29 protein-coding genes are annotated in these 23,404 nt (G+C 69.4%); 26 read left to right on the top strand and 3 right to left on the bottom strand.

Translation table 11 applies throughout. The annotated features are described in order from the left end of the window. Window positions 1-45 precede the first annotated feature (45 nt). The 5 genes from ACOJUJ_RS08230 (at window position 46) to dapB (ending at window position 4,012) form a co-directional block, all read left to right on the top strand. Entirely contained in the window at window positions 46-516 is a 471-nt protein-coding gene (locus ACOJUJ_RS08230) for a hypothetical protein (protein WP_420126383.1), read from the top strand. A gap of 253 nt (window positions 517-769) precedes the next feature. Beyond that, window positions 770-1,819 (top strand): TIR domain-containing protein, encoded by a 1,050-nt coding sequence (locus tag ACOJUJ_RS08225; RefSeq protein ID WP_420126382.1) that lies wholly within the window; start codon window positions 770-772, stop codon window positions 1,817-1,819. A gap of 93 nt (window positions 1,820-1,912) precedes the next feature. Next, complete coding sequence (locus ACOJUJ_RS08220; protein WP_420126381.1) at window positions 1,913-2,281, top strand: hypothetical protein; 369 nt, start codon at window positions 1,913-1,915, stop codon at window positions 2,279-2,281. A gap of 10 nt (window positions 2,282-2,291) precedes the next feature. Continuing rightward, window positions 2,292-3,209 (top strand): 4-hydroxy-tetrahydrodipicolinate synthase, encoded by a 918-nt coding sequence (gene dapA / locus ACOJUJ_RS08215; RefSeq protein WP_420126380.1) that lies wholly within the window; start codon window positions 2,292-2,294, stop codon window positions 3,207-3,209. 2 nt (window positions 3,210-3,211) lie between these two features. Continuing rightward, window positions 3,212-4,012: a 4-hydroxy-tetrahydrodipicolinate reductase gene (gene dapB, locus ACOJUJ_RS08210; protein ID WP_420126379.1), complete on the top strand. Its 801-nt coding sequence runs from the start codon at window positions 3,212-3,214 to the stop codon at window positions 4,010-4,012. A 79-nt stretch (window positions 4,013-4,091) separates the two neighbouring features. On the opposite strand, the gene ACOJUJ_RS08205 is transcribed toward dapB, so the two are convergent. Beyond that, window positions 4,092-4,280, bottom strand: a complete 189-nt coding sequence (locus tag ACOJUJ_RS08205) for a hypothetical protein (protein WP_420126378.1) — start codon at window positions 4,278-4,280, stop codon at window positions 4,092-4,094. Window positions 4,281-5,017: 737 nt separating this feature from the next. Between ACOJUJ_RS08205 and ACOJUJ_RS08200 the strand changes: the two genes are divergently transcribed. From ACOJUJ_RS08200 to ACOJUJ_RS08190, 3 genes are read left to right on the top strand one after another with little or no spacing between them, the layout of a single operon-like run. Beyond that, on the top strand, window positions 5,018-6,100 hold the full coding sequence (locus ACOJUJ_RS08200) for a D-2-hydroxyacid dehydrogenase (protein WP_420126377.1): 1,083 nt from the start codon (window positions 5,018-5,020) through the stop codon (window positions 6,098-6,100). Window position 6,101: 1 nt separating this feature from the next. Further along, window positions 6,102-7,226, top strand: coding sequence for a type IV pilus twitching motility protein PilT (locus ACOJUJ_RS08195; RefSeq protein ID WP_420126376.1), 1,125 nt, complete (start codon window positions 6,102-6,104; stop codon window positions 7,224-7,226). 8 nt (window positions 7,227-7,234) lie between these two features. Beyond that, entirely contained in the window at window positions 7,235-7,726 is a 492-nt protein-coding gene (locus ACOJUJ_RS08190) for a DUF456 family protein (RefSeq protein ID WP_420126375.1), read from the top strand. 170 nt (window positions 7,727-7,896) lie between these two features. Here ACOJUJ_RS08190 and ACOJUJ_RS08185 read toward each other — a convergent pair whose 3' ends face one another. Next, complete coding sequence (locus tag ACOJUJ_RS08185; protein WP_420126374.1) at window positions 7,897-8,103, bottom strand: hypothetical protein; 207 nt, start codon at window positions 8,101-8,103, stop codon at window positions 7,897-7,899. 113 nt (window positions 8,104-8,216) lie between these two features. On the opposite strand from ACOJUJ_RS08185, the gene ACOJUJ_RS08180 reads away from it, so the two are divergent. The 6 genes from ACOJUJ_RS08180 to ACOJUJ_RS08155 all read left to right on the top strand — a co-directional run bounded on the left by ACOJUJ_RS08180 (window position 8,217) and on the right by ACOJUJ_RS08155 (window position 11,966). After that, window positions 8,217-8,357 carry a hypothetical protein gene (locus ACOJUJ_RS08180; protein ID WP_420126373.1) on the top strand — a complete coding sequence of 47 codons (141 nt, stop codon included), beginning with the start codon at window positions 8,217-8,219 and terminating at the stop codon, window positions 8,355-8,357. Window positions 8,358-8,412: 55 nt separating this feature from the next. After that, entirely contained in the window at window positions 8,413-9,813 is a 1,401-nt protein-coding gene (locus tag ACOJUJ_RS08175) for a hypothetical protein (RefSeq protein WP_420126372.1), read from the top strand. A 40-nt stretch (window positions 9,814-9,853) separates the two neighbouring features. Next, on the top strand, window positions 9,854-10,624 hold the full coding sequence (locus ACOJUJ_RS08170; protein ID WP_420126371.1) for a lysozyme inhibitor LprI family protein: 771 nt from the start codon (window positions 9,854-9,856) through the stop codon (window positions 10,622-10,624). Then, the gene (locus tag ACOJUJ_RS08165) at window positions 10,621-10,938 is read left to right on the top strand and encodes a hypothetical protein (RefSeq protein WP_420126370.1); all 318 of its coding nucleotides are present in this window, start codon (window positions 10,621-10,623) and stop codon (window positions 10,936-10,938) included. The genes ACOJUJ_RS08170 and ACOJUJ_RS08165 overlap by 4 nt, the downstream gene beginning before the upstream one ends. 156 nt (window positions 10,939-11,094) lie before the next feature. Next, on the top strand, window positions 11,095-11,478 hold the full coding sequence (locus ACOJUJ_RS08160; protein WP_420126369.1) for a response regulator: 384 nt from the start codon (window positions 11,095-11,097) through the stop codon (window positions 11,476-11,478). 38 nt (window positions 11,479-11,516) lie between these two features. Further along, a complete protein-coding gene (locus ACOJUJ_RS08155; RefSeq protein ID WP_420126368.1) occupies window positions 11,517-11,966 on the top strand; it encodes a type II toxin-antitoxin system RatA family toxin in 450 nt (149 codons plus the stop codon). Between the two features lie 330 nt (window positions 11,967-12,296). On the opposite strand, the gene ACOJUJ_RS08150 is transcribed toward ACOJUJ_RS08155, so the two are convergent. Next, window positions 12,297-13,916, bottom strand: a complete 1,620-nt coding sequence (locus tag ACOJUJ_RS08150; protein WP_420126367.1) for a hypothetical protein — start codon at window positions 13,914-13,916, stop codon at window positions 12,297-12,299. Between the two features lie 167 nt (window positions 13,917-14,083). On the opposite strand from ACOJUJ_RS08150, the gene ACOJUJ_RS08145 reads away from it, so the two are divergent. The 12 genes from ACOJUJ_RS08145 (at window position 14,084) to ACOJUJ_RS08090 (ending at window position 23,138) form a co-directional block, all read left to right on the top strand. Continuing rightward, window positions 14,084-14,647: a hypothetical protein gene (locus ACOJUJ_RS08145; RefSeq protein WP_420126366.1), complete on the top strand. Its 564-nt coding sequence runs from the start codon at window positions 14,084-14,086 to the stop codon at window positions 14,645-14,647. A gap of 147 nt (window positions 14,648-14,794) precedes the next feature. After that, a complete protein-coding gene (locus ACOJUJ_RS08140; protein WP_420126365.1) occupies window positions 14,795-16,090 on the top strand; it encodes an adenylosuccinate synthase in 1,296 nt (431 codons plus the stop codon). Window positions 16,091-16,190: 100 nt separating this feature from the next. Further along, a complete protein-coding gene (locus ACOJUJ_RS08135) occupies window positions 16,191-17,480 on the top strand; it encodes a hypothetical protein (protein ID WP_420126364.1) in 1,290 nt (429 codons plus the stop codon). A gap of 132 nt (window positions 17,481-17,612) precedes the next feature. Continuing rightward, window positions 17,613-18,734, top strand: a complete 1,122-nt coding sequence (gene hisC / locus ACOJUJ_RS08130) for a histidinol-phosphate transaminase (RefSeq protein WP_420126363.1) — start codon at window positions 17,613-17,615, stop codon at window positions 18,732-18,734. Then, complete coding sequence (hisB, locus tag ACOJUJ_RS08125; RefSeq protein WP_420126362.1) at window positions 18,731-19,327, top strand: imidazoleglycerol-phosphate dehydratase HisB; 597 nt, start codon at window positions 18,731-18,733, stop codon at window positions 19,325-19,327. The genes hisC and hisB overlap by 4 nt, the downstream gene beginning before the upstream one ends. Then, window positions 19,324-19,947, top strand: a complete 624-nt coding sequence (gene hisH / locus ACOJUJ_RS08120) for an imidazole glycerol phosphate synthase subunit HisH (protein ID WP_420126361.1) — start codon at window positions 19,324-19,326, stop codon at window positions 19,945-19,947. The genes hisB and hisH overlap by 4 nt, the downstream gene beginning before the upstream one ends. A 165-nt stretch (window positions 19,948-20,112) precedes the next feature. Further along, window positions 20,113-20,427, top strand: coding sequence for a hypothetical protein (locus ACOJUJ_RS08115; RefSeq protein WP_420126360.1), 315 nt, complete (start codon window positions 20,113-20,115; stop codon window positions 20,425-20,427). Between the two features lie 11 nt (window positions 20,428-20,438). Continuing rightward, window positions 20,439-20,861 carry a type II toxin-antitoxin system VapC family toxin gene (locus tag ACOJUJ_RS08110; protein WP_420126359.1) on the top strand — a complete coding sequence of 141 codons (423 nt, stop codon included), beginning with the start codon at window positions 20,439-20,441 and terminating at the stop codon, window positions 20,859-20,861. Between the two features lie 54 nt (window positions 20,862-20,915). Further along, on the top strand, window positions 20,916-21,191 hold the full coding sequence (locus ACOJUJ_RS08105; RefSeq protein ID WP_420126358.1) for a hypothetical protein: 276 nt from the start codon (window positions 20,916-20,918) through the stop codon (window positions 21,189-21,191). After that, window positions 21,188-22,063 carry a diaminopimelate epimerase gene (gene dapF / locus ACOJUJ_RS08100; protein ID WP_420126357.1) on the top strand — a complete coding sequence of 292 codons (876 nt, stop codon included), beginning with the start codon at window positions 21,188-21,190 and terminating at the stop codon, window positions 22,061-22,063. The genes ACOJUJ_RS08105 and dapF overlap by 4 nt, the downstream gene beginning before the upstream one ends. Continuing rightward, window positions 22,060-22,830, top strand: a complete 771-nt coding sequence (gene hisF, locus ACOJUJ_RS08095) for an imidazole glycerol phosphate synthase subunit HisF (protein WP_420126356.1) — start codon at window positions 22,060-22,062, stop codon at window positions 22,828-22,830. Before dapF ends, hisF begins: the two co-directional genes overlap by 4 nt. Beyond that, a complete protein-coding gene (locus ACOJUJ_RS08090) occupies window positions 22,827-23,138 on the top strand; it encodes a phosphoribosyl-ATP diphosphatase (RefSeq protein WP_069330611.1) in 312 nt (103 codons plus the stop codon). Before hisF ends, ACOJUJ_RS08090 begins: the two co-directional genes overlap by 4 nt. Window positions 23,139-23,404: the final 266 nt, after the last annotated feature.

Raw genomic sequence — 23,404 nt, 5'->3', positions numbered from 1 at the left:
ATTGTGTGGTCGGATCGAACGATGGAAACCTCCGGGAGTGCCACCATGACGCCGCTGTTCAACAAGCTGAACCTGAAGGGGCAGGATGAGATCGTCGTCCTCAACGCGCCGGAGAGCTTCGAGCGGGAGCTGGAGGCGCTGGATGGAGTGACGGTGCACCGCGACGCGACTACGCTGGAGGGGGTGGACTTCGCGCTGGTGTTCGTGATCACCAACGCGGAGGTTGCCGCGGCCGCGGACGCCATTCTGCCGAAGGCGCAGGGCGACGCGGTGGTGTGGTTCGCGTATCCCAAGGGCACGAGCAAGCGCTACAAGTGCGAGTTCAACCGCGACACGGGCTGGGCGCCGATGGGCGCGGCCGGCTTCGAGGGCGTGCGCATGGTCGCAATCGATGAAGACTGGAGCGCCCTCCGCTTTCGCCGCGTGGAGCACATCAAGACGATGAAGCGCGACGCCAGCCGCGCCGCCACCGAGCAGGGTCGGGCGCGCGTGGCGGAGAAGGGTCCGCAATCCTGAGCCTGCCTAGTTGCCATGGTTCCAATGCTCAAAGTTCCACCAGTGGAAGTTCCACTGGTGGAACCAGCCTTCAGCCGCCACAACTAGCGGGGCGCTGATGGGTCTGTGGAGCACACCAAGAACATAAAGCGCGACGCCAGCCGCGCCGCCGCCGAGCAGGGTGAGGGGGGCGCGTGGCGGAGAAGGATCCGCAATCCTGAGCCCGGGAGAACTCCCGCACTGGTCGCAACCCATCGTCTCGCCAGGAACAACCATGACGCCGATGCTGAGCGGGCTATCCTTCAAGGGGCAAAAGGAGATCGTCGTCCTCAATGCCCCTGAGACGTTTGCACGTGAGCTGGATGCGCTCGATGGCGTCACGATCCACCGGGATGTGACCCGGCTAAAACGCGTGGAATGCGTGGTGGCGTTCGTGATGACGGACGCGGAGATCGCGAATGTTGTGGAGAACGTTCTCCTCAAAGCGCCGGGGGATCCGCTGGTGTATCTCGCGTATCCCAAAGGCACATCGAAGCGGTACAGGTGCGAGTTTGATCGCAGACACGGCTGGGCTCCCGTAATCGCAGCGGGGTTCGATAGCACGCAGCAGGTCGCGCTCGATGAGGATTGGTCCATCCTCAGGTTCCGCCGTAGGGAGCACGTGGTGCGGACGTACAATGCGGCCAAGCTCTTGGAACTGCGAAATCAGCGCGAGTGGAACCAGGCGGAGCTCGCCCGTCGAGCGGATGTCGCGCAAAACTACATCAGCAAGCTCGAGAGAAATCGGGTCGATTCGCCCAACGTGCTTCACCTCCAAAAGATCGCGGAGGCCCTGGACGTGCCGCTGGGTACGTTGTTGAATCTGCAGGGTCGCACGCTAGGTCTGAAGGTGTTCATCTGCCACGGCAGGTCCGATCAGCCTGCCGTCCGCCATCTCTATCGGCGTCTGAAGGCCGAGGGGTACCTGCCCTGGCTGGATGAAGAGGATCTGCTGCCGGGATGGGAGTGGGAAAAGGAAATTTCCAGAGCGCTCTCCGAAGCGCACGTGGCCATCATTTGTCTCTCGGCGGACGCGGTCACCAAGCGGGGGTTCGTGCAGAAGGAGATCGATTACGCGATCGCCGCCGCGCGCGAGCAGCCGGAACGTACGATCTACATCATCCCTGCACGTCTGGAAGAATGCCCAGTCCCGGATCGTCTGGCGCCGTGGCACTGGGTGAACCTGTTCGAACCGCGCGGCTTCAACAAACTGCTGCGGTCGCTGCGTCACCGCGCCGGATCGCTGCAGGGCACGGCAGAAAGCGGTGGAGCCTGGGCGGTGTAAAAGGCTAGTTGGTCGGCTTTGTCCGTCCCCTCCACACGCCCGGTACACGTTGTGCACCCTCGCCGCCGACCCGATTTCTCACGAGGAGACACAATGTCTGACGCTAGCCCGACCCACGAGCAGGGACGCTACGATTCCGGCACCGACGCCGGCCCGGCCCAGGCCGCCGGCGCCGCCGACCAGCCGCGCGACAACCCCGCCGGCGACGCGGGAGAGCCGCGCGGCACGGTGCTTACGCTGGTGTGCGAAACCTGCGGCAAGGACTACTTTTTCGACGGCACTCAGCCGGAGCCCGGCATGGCGTGCGAAAAGTGCGGCGGCACCGTATTCCGCTCGTTCCACGACAACGTGGGCGACGAGGCGGCCGACGACTTTCGCGACAGCACCGAGCGCGACCTGGACCCCGACGACGCAGAGGGCGACGTGATGCCGGGCGACGTGATGGACCTGAACAACATCTGACGCGCGGACGATGACGGAACCCAACGGCAGGACGCTCTTCACGGGGGCGGGCGTGGCGCTGGTCACGCCCTTTGGCGCGGACGGCGGGGTGGACGACGAGGCCCTGCGCGAGCTGGTGCGCTTTCACCTGCGCGAGGGGACGGACGCGCTCATCGTCAACGGCAGCACCGGCGAGGCGGTCACCATGTCGCCGGACGAGCAGCGGCACGTGGTAGAGGTCGCCGCGGCCGAGGTGCGCGCGGGCGACCGGCGCATCCCGGTGATCGCCGGGTGCGGCGGGGGCGACACGGCGGTGGTTTCGCGGCTGGCGTCGCAGGCGCGCGAGGCGGGGGCGGACGCGCTGCTGGTCGCGCAGCCGCCGTACAACAAGCCGCCCCAGCGCGGCCTGCTGGCCCACTTTCGCGCGGTAATGGACGCGGGCGACCTGCCCACGGTGATCTACAACGTGCCCGGCCGCGCGGCGGTGAACATCCTCCCCGAAACCATGGAGCAGCTGGCGGAGGACGAGCGGGTCGCCGGGATCAAGGAGGCCAGCGGCGACATCTCGCAGGTGGCCGAGATCGCGCGCCGCGTGGGCGACCGCGTGGCCCTCTACAGCGGCAACGACGACCAGGTGGTGGCGCTGATGGCCCTCGGCGGCAAGGGCGTCATCTCGGTGCTGGCCAACGTGGCGCCGCGCGACACCTCGCGGATGGCCAGGGCGTTCCTGGAAGGCAACACGCGTGAGGCGTGCGCGCTGCAGCTGCGCTACCTGCCGCTGATCGCGGCCCTTTTCCGGGAGTCCAATCCCATCCCCGTCAAGGCCGCCGTGGCCATGCTGGGCTTCCGCGTCGGCGAGCCGCGGCTGCCGCTGGTGCCGGTGTCGGACGCGGTCAAGGAAGAGCTGGAGCGGGAGATGCGCGCGCTGGGACTGCTGGGAGGGAGCTGACCGTGGCGGATCAAGAGGGTCCCGTCCGCGTCGTGCTGAGCGGCGCCACGGGCCGCATGGGCCAGACGCTGGCGGCGCTGATGGCGGAGGACGGGAGGATGCAGCTGGTCGGCGGCATCGGGCGAATGCCGGAGCGCGGCTGCGACATCGGCTGCGCCATCGTGGAGACGCCGGAGACGGCGGGCGCCTGGATGGACGAGGCGGACGTCGTCATCGACTTTTCCGCGCCCGAACTGCTGCGGCGGCTTCTGCAGATGCACGGCGACGCGCTGGCGGGAAAGGCCATCATCGTGGGCACCACCGGGCTCACGCCGGACGAGGCGGAACTGCTGCGCGCGCAGGCTCGGCGATCCGCGGTGCTGCAGGCGGCCAACTTCAGCGTGGGCGTGAACCTGCTGGTGGCGCTGGCGGAGCAGGCTGCTTCCGTGCTGGGCGATGATTACGACATCGAGATCGTGGAAGCCCACCACAGGCGCAAGGCAGACGCGCCCAGCGGAACGGCGCTGGCGCTGGGCGAGGCGGTGGCGCGCGGGAGGGCGGTAAAGCTGGCGGACGTGCGCGTGGACGGCCGCAGCGGGCGCCCCGGCGAGCGGCCGCGGGGCGAGGTGGCGTTCCACGCCGTGCGCGGCGGCGACATCGTGGGCGAACACGAGGTGATGCTGATCGGCGAGCGGGAGCGGATCACGCTGGGTCACGTGGCGCAGGACCGTGCGCTGTTTGCCGAAGGGGCGCTGCGGGCCGCGCGCTGGATCGCGGACAAGGAGCCTGGCACGTATACCATGAAGGACGTGCTGGGGCTGTAGCTCCTCTGTTTCGGCGGCGAAATCGGGGGCCGGGCAGTGAGCCCAGCCCCTGATTTTCATCCGCCAACCAATGGCAGGCTCAGCAGGTTGCGCAGGTCTCGCGCAGGGTGTCGCACGGCGGCTGGCTGCACGTCCTGTACTGGGTGCACCACTCGCTCTCGATGGTGTCGTCGTGGCCGCGCACGGTGCCGCGCAGGTCCGCCGCGCGCATCGTGGTGGGGAAGCTGGCGACGAGCAGCAGGTCCGGGTCCAGCATCAGCTTTTTCATGCGAATCTCCTTGCGTGGGGAGAAAGTCTCCGCGGCCGTCCGGCCGCGGATCGTCCGGATGCCAACTGCACATCCGCATCAACACGGCGTTCGCGTACATGAACCGCGAAGTCACGATGTGAGCGTACGATGCGCCGAGCATTCGCCGCAGGTTCAGCCGCCCTGATCAACTGCTTAGGACAATATGGGGGCTCGGGCCTGCACCTCAATTCTGTTGATTAAAGGCGCGAAAGACAAGCCTTCTGATTCTGGTGGTCCGGTCCCACGCAAGACGAAGAACGTTACTGCGCGAGATGGTGCTGCCAATCCGTCCACAACGTTGACTTCTCGAAGGGGAGGAGTCGCGCCGCATCTCGCCTTTCCAAAGGATCTTGGACGCCGACCAACGGATCTCGTCTGCCTGACTGCGACTTGAACGGCTCCCGAGGGCTGGGACCTGCACGACCCGACAGAGATCCTTCGGTCGCGCACAAGTTTCTGCGGTCATGAGAGTTAGGGGTGTGCGCTCCCTCAGGATGACAGTGGGCCGCAGGCGGTTCAGGTGAGTTGGCAGTAAAGTCCGAGGGAGCCACGCCACCGCCTGCCGCCCGCGCCACCTCTGGGAGTCCACGCCATGTTCTCGCCAGGATAACCCGGTGCCGAGGCCCTGGCGGTTGAAGCCCCGCGCCGTTTGCGGGGCTTTCCGCCGTCGTTGCGGCGAGTTTACTCGCTCCCGCGGGAGGTGGTAGATTCTCCTGATGAACGACATTACAAATCCCACGGAACCGTCCGCGCCGCGGCGGCTGGTGCTGAACATGGCCGAGGAGCGGCCGATGTACAGCATCCCGCAGTGGGCGGTGGAGGAGATCCGCGCCGCGCTGCCGCCGGGGTGGGAGATGACCGTGGTCGAGGAGCCGGCGGACGGGCGCGGCGACGGGGCCGACGACTCGCCCGGCGCGCGCGCGGCGATGGATGCGGTGCGCGGCGCGGAGGTCTACCTGGGCTTCGGGGTGCCGGAGCCGCTGTTCGCGGCGGCGACGGAGGGGGCGGAGGCGCGGCTGCGCTGGGTCCACAGCGGCTCCGCGGGCGTGGGCGGCTCGCTGCACGCGGCCATGCGCGCGTCGAACGTGGTCTTTACCAACTCCGCGGGCATCTACGCCCAGCCCATGGCCGACACGGTGCTCGCCATGATCCTGCACTTTGCCCGCGGCCTGGACATCGCCGTGCGGGCGCAGGCGGAGCGGCGGTGGAACCAGGCGCCGTACGATACGACGGACGCCCCGGTGCGCGAGCTGTCGGAATCCACCCTGGGCATCGTGGGCCTGGGAGGGATCGGGCGGGCGGTGGCGCGGCGCGGGGTGGCGCTGGGCATGAGCGTCGTCGCCACGCGGCGGCGGGGAACGGAGGGGCCGGACGGGGTGGAGGTGCTGAGCGGGCCCGGCGCGCTGGAACGCATCCTCCCTCGCAGCGACTACCTGGTGCTGGCCGTGCCGCAAACCGCCGAGACGCGGGCGATGATCGGCGCGCGCGAGCTGGCCATGCTGCCGGAGGGCGCGGTGCTGGTGAACGTGGGGCGCGGCGCGCTGGTGGACGAGCCGGCGCTGATCGACGCGCTGCGGGGCGGGCGGCTGCGAGGGGCGGGGCTGGACGTGTTCGCCACGGAGCCGCTGCCGGCGGACTCGCCCCTGTGGGACCTTCCCAACGTGCTGGTGACCCCCCATGTTTCGGGCGCGTCACACCGGTACTGGCGCCGCCAGACCGACCTGATCATGCACAACCTCCGGCGGTACGCGGCGGGCGAGCCCCTGCGCAACACCGTCGACAAGAACGCGGGATATTAGGGTGGAAAACATCATCCAGGCCGCCGTGCAGCGCGGGGCCAGCGACCTTCACATCAAGGCGGGCGACGTGTTTCGCGCGCGCATCAACGGCGCGCTGGTGCCGCTCACCAAGCAGCGCCTTACGCCCGAGCAGACGCGCGCCATCGCACTCAAGCTCATCCCGCACGAGCGCGACCGGGCCCGGGTGGATGACATCCAGGACTACGACTGCTCCTGGGGCCTTCCCGGCGTGGGCCGCTTTCGCGTGAACATCCTGCGCCAGCGCGGCAGCTTCATGATCGTGATGCGGGTGATCCCGTTCGAGATCCCCACGCTGGAGCAACTGGGGCTTCCCCCGGTGGTGCAGGACGTGGCGGCGCTGGAGCGGGGGATGATCCTGGTCACCGGCGTCACGGGATCGGGGAAGAGCAGCACGCAGGCGGCGATGATCGGGTTCATGAACCAGAACATGCGGCGCCACGTGGTCACGCTGGAGAACCCGATCGAGTTCCTGCACCGCGACGTGAACTGCTCCATCACCCAGCGCGAGGTGGGGATCGATACGGACGACTTTCGCGTGGGGCTGCGCGCGGCGCTGCGGCAGGACCCGGACGTCATCCTGATCGGCGAAATGCGCGACACCGAGTCCATCGACATCGCGCTCAAGTCCGCCGAGACGGGGCACCTGGTCATCAGCACCGTGCACACGCGCGACGCGGCGGCCACCATCAGCCGCCTGGTGGCCACCTTTCCGCCGGAGGAGCAGAAGGTGGTGCGCCTGCGCCTGGCCGAGCAGCTGCAGGCCGTCATCTCGCAGCGCCTGCTCCCCAGCAAGGACGGCAAGGGGCGCGTGCTGGCGGCTGAGGTGATGGTGGTGAGCGGCACCATCCGCGACTGCATCGCCGACCCCGAACGCACCGGCGAGATCCCCGAGCACATCGCCGAAGGCAAGACCACGTACGGGATGCAGACCTTCGACCAGGCGCTGATGGACCTGGTGATGAGCGGGCAGGTGGACTACGCGGTGGGCAAGGCGGCCGCCACCAACCCCGGCGACTTTGAGCTGAAGATGAACATGCTCTCCGCGCGCTCCGGCACCATGACGCAGACCCCGGCGATGGCGGGGCTGTCGCAGGACTACTTCTAAGGCGGCGGATGGCGTACGCGCTGCTGGCCCTGTCGCAGGTGGCCGGACTGCTCCTGGTGCCGTTTGGCCTGCCCGGCACCTGGGTGCAGGTGCTGGGGGTGGTGGGCTATGCGTTTGCCACGGACTTTCAGACGGTGGGATGGGCCACCCTCACCATGGTCCTGGTGCTGGCGGCGCTGGGCGAGGTGGTGGAGTTCACGCTGGGCGGCCGCTACGCGCGCAAGTACGGCGGCAGCCGGCGGGCGGCGTGGGGCGCCATTCTGGGCGGCATCGCGGGCGCCATCATCGGCGTGCCGGTGTTCCTGATCGGCAGCGTGATCGGCGCATTCGTGGGGGCATTCGCGGGCGCGGCGCTGATGGAGTACACGCGCTCGCCGGAGATTCGCGCGGCGCTGCGGGTGGGGTGGGGCGCGTTCGTGGGGCGGATGGTGGCCATCGCGGCCAAATCCGCCATCGGCGTCGCCATCGCCGCCGTCGCGCTGCTCTCCGCGCTGGGCTGATCCAGGCGCGGGGTGGCCGTTTGCGGGTCCTGAAGGATGTACGTGGAGGGAGTTCGCTGAACGAGAAAGAGGACGCGGAGCAAGGTCTGGATCAGCGCTCCGCGTCCTCTTTGATCTCCCCCGTATCCGATCCGCCCTGACGTCTGTCGAGGCGGCGGAATCGGCGAAGGTCAGGCGGCTTTGCGCGTGGGCTGGCCCAGTGTCTCGCGCACGTCGCCGGAAAGCGGCTCGCGGTCGCTGACATGGCGAAGGTACGCCCGGATCTCTTCGTCCAGCCTGGGAAGCTTGTTCGTGGGCGTCAGCCAGAGCTTCAGAAAGCCGGCGTAGGCGTCCGCGCTCATGGGCGCGGGCTTGGGAGCAGAGGGACGGGTCTTCATTGGGATGCTTTGGATGGGGCGGTCGTCTGTGCGGCGGGGCTGCCCCCGGTCCGTGTTCGCCCGTATCCAAAGCAACGGCTGTGCCGTGTCTCGCCCCAGCATTCCGTAGCAGGATGCGCATCCGCAAGTCATTGTCCGGAAAGGCATTGCTTGCGTGGGCGGCTTCGTGTGCCGCGCGATTGCACCCGGAAGCGGCGGGCCGGCTGTCCCTTCATGTCGTATCGATGTGGGACATCACTGCCGCGCTGGTGTGACACCGTCGCCTGGCGCGGCGAGACCGCCGGGCTCTCCTTCAGCCACCTGAGCAGGATGTGGTTCGAGCCGCCGGAAAACCTCTGGCATCACCTGCTCGTCCCCGGCGCCGAGCTGACGGGGCCGCGTGCGTTGCTCACGGAGGCGCCGCGCACCGATCTCAAGCCCACGTTCCGGCTGGACGGCGCCGGTGAGGTGATCGATGCGCTCGCGGCGGGCGGCGCGGCGGTGGTGCGTGGGCAGCTGGTGTACGCGCTGGACGGCGCGGCGGTGCCGGTGCCCGATCCCCAGGGGGAGCCGGATGCCGGGGGAGCGAAGAAGTTCGCCGCGCTGCTCGGCTTTGGGCCGGGCACGTGGGACTGCACGCGCGAGGAAGACGAGCGGTGGGAGGCGTTCGCCGAGCGTTCCGCGGCCGTGGCCCGTGCCGCCGTCGCGTGGTTGGGCGAGGGGGCGGTGGAGCGGGCCGGGGGTGCGGAGGTGTTCGTGGACCTGGCGTGGGTGACGGAGGACGAGACGCGCCTGTTCCAGCCGCCGGCGTACCTGGCGCAGGCGCTCTCAGCGGCGGCGGATACGGGCCGCTTCCACGATTGGTCCGCCTGCTCCGCCGAGGACCGGCGGGTGCGGTATGCGCGGCCCGTGCCCGGCAGCTTCTACGGCCTGCCGGCGGACAGGGCGAAGGACGTTCCCCTCGATGCGCGCTTCATCCGCATCGAAGGCAAGGCGCGCGATCTGGCCCGGCTGATGGAGATGCCGCACCTGGAAACGCTGGTGCTCTGGCGCGCCAACGCAAGGGCGATGGGCGTCATCAGCCAGCTTTCCGGGCTGCGGACGCTGGACCTGCACGAAAGCCGTATCCCGACCCTCGAGGGGCTGGAGGCGTTGTCGAAGCTGGAGCTCTTCCTGTTCCCCGGCGCGTCGGCGCTGCGCGATCCCTCGGCGCTGGAGCGCATCGACAGCCTGCGCGCGGTGTGGATGGACGTGTCGGGGCTGCGGGCGCTGGACTGGGCCGCGGGGCTCACGCAGCTGCGCAGCCTGTTCGTCACCAGCGGACTCAACACCATCCCCACCCTGGCGCCGCTTTCCGGGCTGACGGGGCTGCTTCACTTGACTGTGGGGCACCTGCGCGTGAAGGACAGATCGCTGCGGCCGCTGCACGTGCTCAAGGGGCTGCGGACGCTGAGGGTGCCGGACCGCTTTCCGCTGGAGGAGGTGGCCGCGCTGGCCGCGGCGCTGCCGCACACGGAGGGCATTCCCCGCCAGGCGTTCCTGCCCACGGAAGGGCGGGGGATCATGGGCTGGTGCGGCACGTGCGGCTCCACGGACGTGCTGCTGACGGTCGGCAGCCCGCAGCGCACCCTCTGCCGCGCCTGCGACGACGGCAAGATTCGCCAGCACGCGATGAAGTGGGAGCTTGCGCTCTCGCGGGAGCACGCCCGCGCCGGCACGCCGCCCGCGTGAGCCGCCGCCCGATCGTCATCCGTCACCCACCTGGTCCGCCATGATCCGCACCCTTTGCGTCGCCACGCTCCTCGCCGCCTGCGCCCCCGCCGTGCTGCGCGCCCAGGACGACGCGCCGTCGTGCGAAGAGCCCCGGACGCAGACGGACATGAACATCTGCGCAGGCATCGCGTTTCAGGCCGCGGACTCGGTGCTGAACCAGGTGTATCCGCGCGTGATCGCCGGGCTGGATTCGGCGCGCGTGCCGCTGCTTCGCGAGGCGCAGCGGCAGTGGATCCGCCTGCGCGACGCCGACTGCGCGCTGGAGGCCGCGGAGTTCGAGGGCGGCAGTATGCAGCCGATGATCCACTCGTTCTGCCGCGCGGACCGGACGCGCGAGCGGGTGGTGTACCTGCGGACGCTGCTCGCCGCAGAGACGGGCGAGGCGGACGAGCGGGGCGCCGTGATCCAGGCCACGGAGGCGCTGTTCGCGGCGATGCGAACCCGGGACACGGCGGCGCTGCGTACGCTGATGCACCCGCGCGCCCAGATCGTCGCCGTCCGCGACGGCCGGGTGTCCGTGCGGTCCGCGGCGGAGTGGATCGGTGGGCTGAGTCTGACCGCGGGGGAGCTGATCGAGCGGATGTGGGACCCGCGGGTGCAGGTCGACGGCGACCTGGCGACGCTGTGGGCGCCGTACGACTTTCACGTGGGCGAGCGCTTCAGCCACTGCGGGATGGACGCCTTTCAGTTCGTCCGCGTGGAGGGCGCGTGGAAGATGATCACCGTCACCTTTACGGGCCGGACCACCGGCTGCGAAGGAGCGCCATGAATCCTCACGAGATCCCCGCACGCTGGATGGAGGCCGTCCGCCAGCACGTCCGCGACACCCGCGGCGAGGAGCGCGGCCACCTGCTGGCGTACGACTTTGGCGACACCAGCGTGCGGCTGGCGTTCGAGGACGGGTCGTACGCGTTCTTCCGCGACGCCTTCTGCCTGCGCGACGAGGCGCTGCGCGAGGTGGCGGTGTTCACCGAGCACTGCGGCTACTACTTCCTGGCCTCCGACGGGGTGGAGGTGGAGGTGCTGGAGACGGTGAGCCACCATGTGCCGGTGGACGAGTACGAGCTGGCCGCGGATGAATGACGAAAGGCGCCGGACGTCGTCAGAGGGGAGCCCCCGCGCCAGCCGCGGGTACTCCCCCGGTGGGCCCCGCTCCGCACCGCCGGGTGGCCCGCCAACGGCCACGCCCTTGCAGATGTCCTTCCGTCGTCGAATGAGTATCCCCCGCCTGGAGTGGCGTTGAGCACAAAGACCGTTTTGATCGTCGAGGACGACCCGGCGAGCCTGGATATTTTCGAGACCATCCTGCGTCACGGCGGCTACGAGGTGGCGACTGCACAGAGCGGCGCCGAGGGCGTGGAAAAGGCGCGTGAGCTGATCCCCCACGTGGTGGTGGTGGACATCGGCCTGCCGGACGGGCCGGGCTTTGGCGTGCTGGACGAGCTGAGCGACGACCCCGCCACCGAGCATATCCCCCTCATCGTCTGCACCGTGCACGTATTTGAGCACGACCAGGTGCGGGCCCGGCGCGCCGGCGCGGACCTGTTCGTAAAGAAGCCGGTGGACCCCACGCACCTGCTGGAGTGCGTGAACCGGCTGCTGCAGGGTGCTCCCGCCGCGTAAGGCTTGATCCGCGCCTCGCCTCGCACATCCCGAAAGCGATGACGTTCGAGGACTCCATCCTCATCCGCGACACGCCGGACGCGCTGTTTGCCCTTACGCAGGATTACGGGCGGCGGCTGGAATGGGACCCGTTTCTGCGCTCCGCCGAGCTTGTGGGCGGCGCGGTGGAGGCGGGTCCGGGCGTGCGCGCGTACTGCGTGGCGCACAATCGGCTGGGGATGGAAACGGAGTACGTGTCGTTCACGCCGCCCAGGGTCGCGGCGGTAAAGATGACGCGCGGGCCGTGGTTCATTGGCGGCTTCGCGGGCTCCTGGCGCTTTATGCCCGAGGCGGACGGGCGCACGCGCGTGATCTTTCGCTACTCCGTCCAGGCGCGTCCGCGCTGGCTGCAGCCGCTGCTGAACCCGGTTCTGGTGCGCGTCTTCAGCCGCGAGGTTCGGAAGCGGCTGGAGGGGCTGCGCAGCTTCGTGGAGACGCCGACGCGCTGATCGAGGTCCGCAACAGAATGGGTATCACACGGAGTCAACGGGGTCAACGGAGTTTTCTCGTGCCGTTTCCTCAACGCTCACGCGGGGGCTTGAGCCATCGTAGGTGATATCGCTCGCGCGCCGGTCGGCGAGCCACGCGCCGGCTTGGCGGTCGAAAAACGGGAGGCAGATGGAATGCGGCGGGGCGCCATCCGCATTGTTGGGGATAAGATGCGGATCGGTGGATGATTCCGCGGCGTCCGACGAAGCGATGGCGTGTTGACCTGTGGAGGTACCCGGTAGGATCGAGGGGCCGGCTCCGTGCGGCGGAGCCGGCCCCTCCTTGTGAACTCAGTACCGCGAGCCCTGCAGCCACACGTCGGAGCGCGCCCACGCCTGGTAGAAGCGGTCGCGCGCCTCGTCCGCATCCGCCGTGCGATTCTGCGCGCGGAGCGCCTGCTCCAGGCCAAACAGGCTCCACCCGTTGTGCGGACGGTCGTCCAGCGCGGCGCGGTAGACGCGCTCCGCATCCGCCGCGCGGCCCGCCTCCAGCAGCGCAGCGCCCAGCCAGTCGCGCGCGGCGAACGGAAGCGGCTCGGGCTCGTCGTACGTCAGCGCGTCTTCGCGCACCACCGCCTGCTCCAGCGCCGCGATCGCATCCTCCATCCGCCCTTCCGACCGCAGCAACTCCGCGCGCAAAATGCCGCCGACGACGCCGAGCAGCGCGGGCGCCGTGTGGCCGCGGAAGGTGAGGGTCTCCGGCGTGTGCTGTGCCAGCGAATCCACCTGCGCCAGGTACGCCGCCGCGCTGTCCGCCCGGCCCAGGCGCAGGTGCGCGTGGCCGCGCGCGAACGCCCACAGGCCGCGGTGAATGGCGTGCGGCGGCGCGGCGGCCAGCGACAGCACCTCGTCCCAGCGGCCGAAGCGCACCCGCGTGAGCGCCTGCAGCGACGCACCGTCGCCGCTGGGGGTGAGCGCGCCGTACGCGTCCGCCGCCTCGACCGCGCGCGCCGCCTGGCCGTCCATGGCCGCGGCGAACAGCAGCATGTGCAGATTGTGCGCGGGATAAACGGAAACCGCCGTCCCCTCCGCCGCGCGCCGGTCCGATGCCCACGCAATCTGGTTGCTCACCACCGCGTCGTCCCAGCGGCCCATGCGGTTGTAGGTGTGCGAGGGCATGTGGTTCAGGTGGCTGGCGCCGGGCATGGCGTTCACCAGCAGGTCCGCGCACGTCTGGGCTTCGCCCGCGGCGGGCGTGGTTTCCGTCGCGTGGATGTACAGGTGGCAGGCGCCGGGGTGCGCCACGTCCGCCGCCAGCGCGCCCGCCAGCACCTGGTGGATGCGCGCCACGGACGGCTTGCTGACGGGCCAGATGCCGCGCCGCGGCTCCAGCACCATCAGCGCGTCCGCGTACAGCGTCGCCACTTCCAGGTCGTCCGGGAAGCGCGCGTACACGCCCTCCATGGCCGCCGCGAACGCGGAGTCCAGCCCCTTACGACCGCCCTCCGGATGCGTCTCCGCGTAGCGCGAGAGCATGGCCTCCACCAGCGCGCGCTCCACCGGCGTTCCGCGCGCGTCCACCAGCTCGCGCGCGCGGCGGGCGGCGGCGTGCGCGGCGGCGGCGTCTTCGGGGCGCATGGGGCCGTTCAGGTACGGGCCCATCGACCACGCCTCGCCCCACCAGCACATGGCGCACTGCGGATCACGCCGCCGCGCCTCCTCGAACGCGCGCCGCGCCTCGGGCGGGGTGAACGCGTACATCAGCTTGGCGCCCTGGCTGAAGTACGCCTGCGCGTCCGCCGACGCGGTGCTCACCGGCCACGTCCAGGCCCCCAGCGCCTCGGTGTACAGCGTGACCGGCGCGTCGTCGGGCGTCGTCGCCTGGCCGCCGCCGTGGTGCTGCGCGGCGGCGGGAACAGCGGACGCAGTGAAGAGCGCCAGAAGCGGAATGATGGATCGTCTACCGCGCATGGAACCGCGAGTGGGATGATGTGGCGGAGTGGGATCGTCGGCGCGCAAGATAGCACCTTGCCAACAGGTTGTCACAGTATGGCCCGCCGCGCCTTCCGCTTGTGCGTGGCGCGCGCAGGAGAGACTTTGTTCACATTCGCCCACGCACGCACCGTTCAGATACGTCTATGAGCGCATCGGCTCCCACGTGGAAAACGTTTGGCTTCTGGCTGGACAAGCTGCTTATCGCCTTGATGATGGCGATCCTTGCCTTCTTCATGAACCAGCGGATGGAGGTATTCAAGACTGAGATCGCCGTCCACCGCGATGTGGGAAAAAGCCGAATGGACGCCATCGCCCGGGTCTGGGAGGGCGTGTACATCTACGACGGTGCCGTGACGCGGCTGGTAGCGGAGGCGTCCCCAGTCGCGCAGTTCGGCTATGGAGTGCTGAAGGAGGACTCGGCCGCCACGCGCGCACGGCTGACCGAACTGATGACGCAGGCCGACAGTGCCCGCGCGGAGGCGTGGGACCTGATCTTCGCGAGCGTGTTCCACGTTGGACCAGTCGTGGAGGAAGAGGTCAAGGATCACTTCTTCGCCACGATCCAGCTCCAATCCCTTCATGCCGCCGTCATCAACGGGACCCACGGCGACGACATCATGCGGATCATTCGTGCCGCCGAGCGTGAGCAGCGGCAGACGGTACGCACCATAGACCATTACCGCGCTCTCCTGCTCCCACGCGAGTAGCCCCGGTTGACTGGTTGACACCCGCTCCGGCGCGGCGCAGATTGCGCACAGGATACGTCAGGCGCGGTCCCACCTTTGCGGTCGGGACCGCGTTTTTGCGTGCGGTGCCGGGCCGGCGGCGGTACGGACGACGGAAGAACGGGAGCGATGAGGGACCGGAATAGCCAGTGCGTGGTGATCGTCGGCTCGCAGTGGGGCGACGAGGGGAAGGGCAAGATCGTGGACGTGCTCGCCGACCAGGTGGACGTCGTCGCGCGCTACCAGGGCGGCTCCAACGCGGGACACACCGTCCACGTGGGATCGGAAGAGTTCATCCTGCACCAGATCCCGTCCGGCATTCTGCACCCGCGGCGCCGGTGCCTGCTGGGCAACGGCGTGGTGTTCGACCCCTTCCAGTTCTTTCAGGAGCTGGACGCCCTGACCGCCCGCGGCATCGACGCCGAGGGGCGCGTGGGCGTGAGCGGCCGCGCGCACCTGCTGCTGTCGTACCACAAGACGTGGGACCGCGCGCAGGAAGCCAGCCGCGGCAGCGGAAAGATCGGCACCACGGGGCGGGGGATCGGGCCGGCGTACGAGGACAAGGTGGCGCGCCAGGGCATTCGCCTGGCCGACCTGCGCGACCGCGCGCGCGCCGAGGAGCAGCTTCGCCGCGCCGCCGCCCGCGTGAACCAGCGGCTGGAATTGCTGGACACGGACGAGCGGGTGGATGCGGACGCGCTGGTGGACGAGCTGATGTCCATCCGCGACCGCCTGCTGGCCATCTCCGTCGACACGGGCCGCGTGATCCACGACGCGCTCAAGGCCGGCCAGCGGGTGCTGCTGGAGGGCGCGCAGGGGGCGCTGCTGGACGTGGACCACGGCACCTATCCGTACGTCACCTCGTCCAACACCACCGCCGGCGGCGCCGCGCTGGGCGTGGGCATCGGCCCCACCCGCGTGGACGACGTGATCGGCGTGGTCAAGGCGTACACCACGCGCGTGGGCGAGGGACCGCTCCCCACCGAGTTCATGGACGAGCTGCAGGAGCGCGTCCGCACCTTGGGCGGAGAGTACGGCGCGACGACCGGGCGCCCGCGCCGCTGCGGCTGGTTCGACTCCGTCGTGGTGCGCTACGCGGCGCGCGTCAACGGCCTTACCGGCCTGGCGGTGACCAAGCTGGACGTGCTCGACACGCTGGACGAGCTGCAGATCGCCGTCAGCTACCGCGCCGAGGGGGAGGAGCTGGACGACTTTCCCGGCGACCTGGGCCTGCTGGCCACCGCCGAGCCCGTGTACGAGACGCTGCCGGGGTGGAAAACGTCCACGGCCGACGCGCGCCGGTGGGAAGACCTGCCGGAGAACGCGCGGCGCTACCTGGACCGCCTGTCGGAGCTTACGGAGACGCCGATCTGGTACGTTTCCGTGGGCACGCGCCGCGACCAGATCATCCACGTGGAACGGTAGCCGCGCCGCCGCCGGACGTGGGTTGCCGACGGCGGGCGCATTCATTGCGCCCGCCGTCGTTTTGCAGAGACGGGGCGAACCATACGCCTGAAGGGACCCGATGAACCTTATCCGCAGTCTGGCCGCCGCCTGTGCCTGCGCCGCCGCCCTGGTGCCGGCCGGCGCGCACGCATGCAGCCTTGCGCCCTTTCCCGCGTCGCGCCCCGGTGTGTACCTGGTGGGCACGGCCATGGCCGACACGCTGCTTGCCGGCACCGGCGGCAGGGAGTACGGGACGGGGCCCGGCCATTCCGGCCCCGGCGGCGACCGCGCCGTCTACGGGCAGGTGGTGCGGGTGGAGCGGCTGGGGGGATCGCGGGCGGCCTCGCTGCCGGCGGGCACGGACCGCGTGGTGCTGGTGGCGTGGGACTACGGCCCGGACTGCCGCACGGTGGTCCGCACGGAGACCGCGCGCTGGGTGCAGCCGGGCACGCGGGGGCTGTTCTGGGCCGGCCTGCGCCCACGGGAGCAGTGGGTGAACGGCCTGCCGACGATGGACGTCGGCAATCCGTACCACCTGCCCTATACGTTCGAGGTGGCGCTGCGGGAGGCGGAGAACGAGCAGGCCGGCGCGGACGTTCCCGCCGTGATGAGCGTGGACCAGGCGTTCGATTTTCTGGGTGTCCTGCCGCTCTGGGAGGAGCACGAGGCGAACGAGGAAGCGGCGGCGCTGTCCCTCCTGGCCTGGGCCCGGGAGCACCCTGACCTGGCGCGCCGCTTTCCCGCGTCCATGTCGGTGAGTCACGTGGAATACGGACTTCGGCACACTCGGCTCAAGCGCGTGGAGCCGCCTCTGGCGGGGAGCTACCGGTTCACCGTCTCGGTAGATGGGGATGCACCGCGGACGTTCTTCGCCCGCACCCGCTCGGCGCCCACGACGGAGTGGGACCCGTGGCGCAGCCTTGATGATCCGTACTTTCCCGGCGTGGACGCTCCGCTGCGCGGGTACTCGCTGCTGCTCACCGCCACGACCACGGCGGACTCGCTCCCTATCGTCTGCGGGCCGGACCGCGACATCCGCCGCGAGGGATACGTTTCCGTCCTGGCCGCGCCGGATTCCGTCACTGATGGCGTCCAGCTGTGGCGGGGCGAGATGGAGCTGGGCCTCCTCGCCGACGCCTTCCCCTTCGATTCCGTGCTGGTGCGGCTCAACCGCGCGGAAGACCAGCGGATGTCGCAGCGCATCATGGCCGGGGAGAGGAATGAAGGCCCGGTGGTGATCCCCGGGCGCTTTCTGCTGCGGCCGGACGGGTCCGTGACCATGGAGCAGGTGACCGTGCTGGGCGACGGGCGCAGGGTCGTGATCCGCGGCGAGCGCATCTCCCGCGTCACCGTTCCCGACCCGGGCTGACGAGAGACGACGGACGTGCGCCATTGAAGCTCAACCTCCCTGGGCAGTCCTGGGGGAGGTGGGCGGGGTTGACGAGCTTAGTGGGGATGCCCCCGGAGCCTGTTCCACGAGACGAAAATCAGAACCGACGTGATGGATACAACCCGATCGGAGCCCGCGAACGACGTCGAGTCTGCCCTGCGGCGCGTAAAGCCGTCGGTGCGGGCGCTAGGGGCGTACACCCTGCAGGCGTACGAGCCGCGCATCAAGCTCAACCAGAACGAAAGCCCGTACGACGTTCCGGAAGCGATCAAGGAGCGCATCCACACGGAGCTCGGCAGCCGTCCGTGGAACCGCTATCCGCCGTTCGTCGCCAGCAACTTCATCCAGGCGGTGTCCGAGGCCACGCGCTGGCCCGCGGACGGCATCCTGGTGGCGAACGGGTCCAACGAGCTCATCCAGTCCGTCCTGGCCGTCACCGTGGCCCCGGGCATATCCGTCGTCATCCCCGAGCCCACGTTCACGCTCTACCGGCTGATGACGGAGGTCAATGGCGGCACCGCCGTCTCCGTGGCGCTCACGGATGACATGTCGTTCGATGTGGACGCCATCATCCGCGCCGCGCGGGACACGGACGCCGCCGTCGTGGTTCTCTGCACGCCCAACAACCCCACGGGCTCCGCGCTCACTCGCGAGGAGATCGAGCGCATCCACGACGAGACGGACGCGCTGATCCTGCTGGACCAGGCGTACGTGGAGTTTGGCGGATACGACGCCATCCCGCTGCTGCAAGGGCGCCCGCGCATGATGGTGCTGCGCACCTTCAGCAAGGCGATGGCGATGGCGGGGCTGCGCGCCGGCTACATGCTGGCCGACCCCGCGCTGCAGGCGGAGGTGAACAAGGCCAAGCTGCCGTACAACATCAACTTCTTTTCCGAGTGCGCCGCCGCCCACGTGCTGCGCAGCCGCGGCGAGCTGGCGCCGCTGGTCGCCGCCATCTCCGCGGAGCGCGACCGGCTGGCGGCGGAGATGGCGGCGATCCCCGGCCTGCGCGTGTATCCCAGCGCCGCCAACTTCATCCTCTTTCGCGTCGAGGCGCCGGCGATCACGCATACGCAGGTGTTCGAGCGGCTGCTGCACGACGACGGGGTGCTGGTGCGCGACGTGTCGAAGTACCCCATGCTGGGCCGGTGCCTGCGCGTGAACGCGGGGACGCCGGAGGAGAACGACGCCTTTCTGAACGGGCTGCGGAGCATCATGGAGACGGCGCAATGAGCCGGACGGGCGAGCGGCGGCGCAGCACGCGCGAAACGGAGATCCACGTCCGCATCGACCTCGACGGCACGGGCGAGGCAAAGGTGCAGACGGGGATCGGCTTTTTTGACCACATGCTGGACGCGCTGGCGCGGCACGGGATGTTCGACCTGGAGGTGGAGTGCCGCGGCGACCTGCACATCGACGCGCACCACACGGTGGAAGACGTGGGGATCGTGCTGGGCGGCGCCTTTCTGGACGCGCTGGGCGACAAGCGCGGCATCGTGCGCTACGCCGACGCCACCGTGCCGCTGGACGAGGCGCTGACCCGCGCCGTGGTGGACGTGAGCGGCCGGCCGTTCATCCGTTTCGACGTCCCGCTGCCGGCCGATCAGCCGACGATCGGCCAGTTCGACGCCGCGCTCTCGGCGGAGTTCTGGCGCGCATTTGCCATGGAGGCGCGCATCACGCTGCACCTGGACGGCCTGCGCGGCGACAACGCGCACCACGTCGTCGAAGCCACGTTCAAGGCCGCCGCCCGCGCGCTGGACGCCGCCACCGCGCTGGACCCGCGCCGCGCGGACCAGGTTCCGTCCACCAAGGGCGCGCTGTGACGCCGAAGGTCGTTCTGCTGGATTACGGCGCCGGCAACCTGCGCTCCGTGGCCAAGGCTTTCGAGCACGAGGGCGCCGACGTGGTGCTGACGGACGATCCGGCCGTGGCGCGCGCGGCGGACCGGCTGGTGCTGCCGGGGCAGGGGCACTTTGGCCAGTGCATGACGCGGCTGGAGGAGACGGGACTGGCCGATGCCGTGCGCGACCACGTGGCCGCCGGGCGCCCGTTCATCGGCATCTGCGTGGGGATGCAGCTGCTGTACGAGGGAAGCGAAGAGGCGCCGGGCGTGGCGGGGCTGGGGCTGCTTCCCGGCACCGTCCGCCGATTCCCCACCGACCTGCCGCTGCCGCACGTGGGCTGGAACGCCGTGGAGTTCATCCGCCGCGCCGAGGCCGATCCGGTGCTGGCGGGTGTGGCCGGCCCCGAGCCGCGCTGGTTCTACCACGTGCACTCGTTCGCCGTGCTGGACGACGACAACGAGAACGTTCTGGGCCGCAGCCGCTACGACGCCGCGTTCGCCAGCATCGTGGGCCGCGACAACGTGTGGGGCATCCAGTTTCACCCCGAGAAGAGCCAGGAAGACGGCCTGCGCCTGCTCGCCAACTTCGCGCGGCTGTAGCGCGTGCACGCGTGTGGAAGCATGGGAGCGCCCCCGCTCCGAATGCGCCGGATGTGCTGTTCGGTTTGTTCGCCTGTGGCGGATAAGGTCCCGTTGCGCATCGCGTTAGGCATGATTAGCCTTCGCTCCGTCGATTCGGGCCACATCGAGTGAGGGGGAGGCGTGATGAAGAGTTGGCAGCTTGCGGATGCGGATGAAGAGCTGACGCGGATCGTGCGGCAGGCGGTCCACCACTCACCGCAGCGAGTGACGCTGGGAGAAGGTCTCGACGTCGTAGTCCTCAGCGGGGCGGAGTACGCGCGGCTGACGGGCGAAGCGCCTCCCGGGAACGGCAACGGGTCAGAGACGGACAAGCACAGGTCGGGAGCCTCACTCCTGGAGTTCATGCAGAACTCTCCGTGGGCCGAGGCTGTTCGCGATGGAGACTGGCCGTGGGAGTGGGACGATGAGACACGCAGCTGGGTCGAGCAGGCTGCCTGATGCGGTTCCTCTTGGACACCAATCTGCTGTCGGAACTGACGAAGGATGCGCCTAACGTCAGGGTCAAAGAATGGATCGGGTCGCAGCCGCAGGAGGAACTGGTTGTCAGCACGCTCAGCTTTGGCGAAATCCGGGCAGGCATGCTCATGATGGATGAAGGACGCAAGAAAACGGGACTGCGGCAGTGGCTCGAACACATGCGAACGGAGCAGTTCGCCGGACGTGTGTTGTCTGTCGATGAATCGATTGCCTTGGAATGGGGCCGCCTCACCGCTGAAGGCAAGCGCAGGGGCCGTTCGGTCGACTTCGTGGACCTGCTGCTGGTGGCGACGGCGCTGGTGCTAGGCCTCACCATCGTGACCCGCAACGTGCGGCATTGTGCCGGATGGGGTGCGCCGACGATCAACCCGTGGTCCGGGGAAACGAGGGACTGACCTGCGCTGGGCGCGACGTGGATCTCAGGCATAGCGGGTAAAGGAGGATGCCAGATGCAGCAGGAATGGCAGAAGAAAGTATGGGCATTGAAGGATGTGAAGCGTTGCTGGAGTGAACTGATCGTTGAAGCGGATCGATGGCCACAGCGGGTGGCGGGTCCGGGTGGAGATGCGTACATCATCAGCCCTGATCTCCACAGGCGCTTCTTTGACTACGGTATCCGCTTCGATGGTGACGAGTGGGCCGACCTCGACGAGGAGCCTCTATCGCGGAATGACGAGAATCCGGATCAGCATCTCACACCACCCGTGGACCGGCGAGACGGATGACTGACTTCTTCAAGGGCCACGGGCTCGGCAACGACTACATCGCGCTGGAGATGGAGGGGCTGGGGCTGGAGCTCACGCCGCTGGCGGTGCGGCTGATCTGCGACCGGCACACGGGCGTGGGGTCCGACGGCATCCTGGCGCGCGTGCCCAGCGACGCGGCGGACTTCGGGCTGCGCATCTTCAACCCCGACGGCAGCGAGGCGGAGAAAAGCGGCAACGGGCTGCGCATCTTTGCCGCGTACCTGCTGGAAGGCGGTTACGCGGCCCTGAACACACCGTTCACCGTGCAGACGCCGGGCGGCATCGTGCGGATGGAGATCCTGGCGCAGTCGCCGGACGGCGTGCTGTCGGTGGAGGCGGAGATGGGGACCGCCACCTTCCGCAGCGCCGACGTGGGGCTGGGCGGGCCGGACCGCGAAACCGACAACGAGCCGCTGGAACTGGATTCCGGCGACGTGGTGCACGTAAACACCGTCTCCATCGGCAACCCGCACTGCGTGATCTTTCAGGACGAGCTGGACGTGGAGTCGCTGCGCCGCCGCGCCCCGCAGATCAGCACGCACCCGCAGTTCGCCCGTGGTGTCAACGTGCAGTTCGCCGTCCCGGTGGAGCCGGATGGCATCGACGCGTGGGTGTGGGAGCGCGGCGCGGGCGAAACGCGCGCGTCCGGCAGCAGCGCGTGCGCCATCGCGGCGGCGGCGGTGCGGCGGGGAATGGTGAGCGAGCGGCAGGTAGAGGTGCGCATGCCCGGCGGCACGCTGCACGTGCACGTGCGCGACGACTGGAGCCTGGTGCTGCGGGGCCCGGTGGAGTCCGTCTACCGCGGCACCTTCAGTGACGGGATGCGGCGGCGGCTGGAGATGCTGGGATGAGCCTGGCCAAGCGCATCATCCCCTGCCTGGACGTCAAGGACGGGCGGGTGGTGAAGGGGATCCAGTTCGTGGGGCTGCGTGACGCGGGCGATCCCGTGGAGCAGGCGGTGCGCTACGACGCCGAGCGGGCGGACGAGCTCTGCTTTCTGGACATCACCGCCAGCCACGAGGGGCGCGCGTCCATGCTGGACGTGATCCGGCGCACGGCGGACAGCATCTTCATCCCCTTTACGGTGGGTGGGGGGATCCGGTCGATCGACGACTTCAACGCCATCCTGGGCGCAGGGGCCGACAAGGTGGCCGTCAACACCGCCGCCCTTGCCGATCCGGACCTCATCCAGCGCGCGGCGGACCACTTTGGCTCGCAGTGCGTGGTCGTGGCGGTGGACGCGCGGCGGTCGGAGGCGGCGGAGAGCGGGTGGGAGGTGTACACCCACGGCGGCCGCAACGCGACGGGGATCGACGCGGTGGCGTGGTGCGCGCGGGCGCAGGCGCTGGGCGCGGGCGAGATCCTGCTGACCTCGATGGACCGCGACGGCACACGGGCGGGCTTCAACCTCCCCCTCACCCGCGCCATCTCGGACGCGGTGCCGATCCCGGTCATCGCGAGCGGCGGGGTCGGAACGCTCGATCATCTCGTCGAGGGCGTGACCGAAGGCGGTGCGTCCGCTGTGCTCGCGGCCTCGATCTTCCATTTCGGCGAATTCACCATCGGCGAGGCCAAGGCCCACATGGCCGCCGCCGGCATCCCCGTGAGGCTCGCATGACCGTCCTCGAACGGCTCGCCGCCACCGTCGAGGCGCGCAAGGGCGCCGATCCCGACAGTTCCTGGACCGCGAAGCTGCTTGCCCGGGGTCCGGAGAAATGTGCCGAGAAGTTCGGTGAGGAAGCCGTCGAAGCGATCATCGAAGCGGTGCGCGGCGACCGCGCCCGGCTGGCCTCCGAGGCGGCCGATGTGCTCTATCACCTGCTCGTCATGCTCGCGGCGCGGGACGTGACGCTGGCCGAGGTGATGGCAGTGCTTGAGACGCGCGAGGGCACCTCGGGCATCGCGGAGAAGGCCGGGCGGGGCTGACCTGCCGGGCTTCTGCATGAGCGCCGGAACCTCCGGCCTCGCGCCCGGTCGTCCGGTGGGAGCCTCCGGCGGGGATATTTGGGCCAGAATGAAAGCCGGGGGCGGGATCTCGGCCTGATCCCCCGGTTTGACGGTGCGGTCCGTCGCCGGAAGAACGGGGGCACCATGGGACGTGCGCCGGGACCACTCGCTCCGGATCGGTCAGAGGCCGAGGCGCGGGATCTCGATGGCGGGGCAGCGGTTTTCCACCACATCGATGCCGCGGG

The sequence above is a fragment of the Longimicrobium sp. genome (genome assembly GCF_048594345.1).
In the GTDB taxonomy this organism is placed as follows: Bacteria; Gemmatimonadota; Gemmatimonadetes; order Longimicrobiales; family Longimicrobiaceae; genus Longimicrobium.
Note: the sequence above shows the minus strand (reverse complement) of the source record. Positions and strands in the feature narration are given on the sequence as shown.

Bases quoted from the DNA above. Each gene is read 5' to 3' on its own strand.
- hisC (WP_420126363.1), top strand. From the start codon at position 17,613: ATGGATACAACCCGATCGGAGCCCGCGAACGACGTCGAGTCTGCCCTG.
- ACOJUJ_RS08190 (WP_420126375.1), top strand. From the start codon at position 7,235: ATGGCGTACGCGCTGCTGGCCCTGTCGCAGGTGGCCGGACTGCTCCTG.
- ACOJUJ_RS08090 (WP_069330611.1), top strand. From the start codon at position 22,827: ATGACCGTCCTCGAACGGCTCGCCGCCACCGTCGAGGCGCGCAAGGGC.
- ACOJUJ_RS08230 (WP_420126383.1), top strand. From the start codon at position 46: ATGACGCCGCTGTTCAACAAGCTGAACCTGAAGGGGCAGGATGAGATC.
- ACOJUJ_RS08155 (WP_420126368.1), top strand. From the start codon at position 11,517: ATGACGTTCGAGGACTCCATCCTCATCCGCGACACGCCGGACGCGCTG.
- ACOJUJ_RS08220 (WP_420126381.1), top strand. From the start codon at position 1,913: ATGTCTGACGCTAGCCCGACCCACGAGCAGGGACGCTACGATTCCGGC.
- ACOJUJ_RS08135 (WP_420126364.1), top strand. From the start codon at position 16,191: ATGAACCTTATCCGCAGTCTGGCCGCCGCCTGTGCCTGCGCCGCCGCC.
- ACOJUJ_RS08200 (WP_420126377.1), top strand. From the start codon at position 5,018: ATGAACGACATTACAAATCCCACGGAACCGTCCGCGCCGCGGCGGCTG.
- ACOJUJ_RS08185 (WP_420126374.1), bottom strand. From the start codon at position 8,103: ATGAAGACCCGTCCCTCTGCTCCCAAGCCCGCGCCCATGAGCGCGGAC.
- ACOJUJ_RS08145 (WP_420126366.1), top strand. From the start codon at position 14,084: ATGAGCGCATCGGCTCCCACGTGGAAAACGTTTGGCTTCTGGCTGGAC.
- ACOJUJ_RS08175 (WP_420126372.1), top strand. From the start codon at position 8,413: ATGTGGTTCGAGCCGCCGGAAAACCTCTGGCATCACCTGCTCGTCCCC.
- ACOJUJ_RS08150 (WP_420126367.1), bottom strand. From the start codon at position 13,916: ATGCGCGGTAGACGATCCATCATTCCGCTTCTGGCGCTCTTCACTGCG.
- ACOJUJ_RS08165 (WP_420126370.1), top strand. From the start codon at position 10,621: ATGAATCCTCACGAGATCCCCGCACGCTGGATGGAGGCCGTCCGCCAG.
- ACOJUJ_RS08170 (WP_420126371.1), top strand. From the start codon at position 9,854: ATGATCCGCACCCTTTGCGTCGCCACGCTCCTCGCCGCCTGCGCCCCC.
- hisB (WP_420126362.1), top strand. From the start codon at position 18,731: ATGAGCCGGACGGGCGAGCGGCGGCGCAGCACGCGCGAAACGGAGATC.
- ACOJUJ_RS08225 (WP_420126382.1), top strand. From the start codon at position 770: ATGACGCCGATGCTGAGCGGGCTATCCTTCAAGGGGCAAAAGGAGATC.
- ACOJUJ_RS08105 (WP_420126358.1), top strand. From the start codon at position 20,916: ATGCAGCAGGAATGGCAGAAGAAAGTATGGGCATTGAAGGATGTGAAG.
- ACOJUJ_RS08205 (WP_420126378.1), bottom strand. From the start codon at position 4,280: ATGAAAAAGCTGATGCTGGACCCGGACCTGCTGCTCGTCGCCAGCTTC.
- ACOJUJ_RS08180 (WP_420126373.1), top strand. From the start codon at position 8,217: ATGCGCATCCGCAAGTCATTGTCCGGAAAGGCATTGCTTGCGTGGGCG.
- dapF (WP_420126357.1), top strand. From the start codon at position 21,188: ATGACTGACTTCTTCAAGGGCCACGGGCTCGGCAACGACTACATCGCG.
- dapA (WP_420126380.1), top strand. From the start codon at position 2,292: ATGACGGAACCCAACGGCAGGACGCTCTTCACGGGGGCGGGCGTGGCG.
- ACOJUJ_RS08115 (WP_420126360.1), top strand. From the start codon at position 20,113: ATGAAGAGTTGGCAGCTTGCGGATGCGGATGAAGAGCTGACGCGGATC.
- ACOJUJ_RS08140 (WP_420126365.1), top strand. From the start codon at position 14,795: ATGAGGGACCGGAATAGCCAGTGCGTGGTGATCGTCGGCTCGCAGTGG.
- hisF (WP_420126356.1), top strand. From the start codon at position 22,060: ATGAGCCTGGCCAAGCGCATCATCCCCTGCCTGGACGTCAAGGACGGG.